Here is a 504-nt window from a genome sequence, read left to right as displayed (position 1 = left end):
TGTGGAATGCAGCAGTTTAGCTTCTTTTATAGATTTACGACCTTCAGACTTCGGTTTTCTAAACAACTCAAAAGACTTAAATATTACGGATTTTGATATAAGCTCAAAGTTCAACTTACCAGCAGGTAGTTTATTAGTTACCGTGACCAATGCTATGGTTTCAAATTTAGGAGCTTTCATTATTGATGATAATAACCCGGTTCAATTTGATTTCTCTGGTTCGGTGTTCGTACAAATACAAGCTTCGCATTCACGTGGATTATTAACAAACAGTTCCGATGGTATCGTAGCCTTGGACAATGCACGATATGTATTTGTTTCAGATTTGAGAAATGGTATTGTCGCTGAAAACATGGGTAATTTATATTCAGTTAATTCCTCGTCGGGTTCTAACGGTGAAGATTTTATTTGGGAATCTATATCATTTGCATCAAGGATAGAGTTTTTTACGACTAGCACATCATCTCAAAATGGAATAGAAATTAGAATAGCCCACAGTATTTG

Annotated in this window: 1 protein-coding gene; it reads left to right on the top strand. The window is 35.3% G+C overall.

The genetic code is table 11. The annotated features are described in order from the left end of the window. Positions 1-504: hypothetical protein (locus tag RM706_RS16450; protein ID WP_311353362.1), on the top strand; the 504-nt coding region annotated here is incomplete at both ends.

Origin of the sequence: Croceitalea rosinachiae (genome assembly GCF_031846445.1) — a bacterium.
GTDB lineage: Bacteria > Bacteroidota > Bacteroidia > Flavobacteriales > Flavobacteriaceae > Croceitalea > Croceitalea rosinachiae.
Note: the sequence above shows the minus strand (reverse complement) of the source record. Positions and strands in the feature narration are given on the sequence as shown.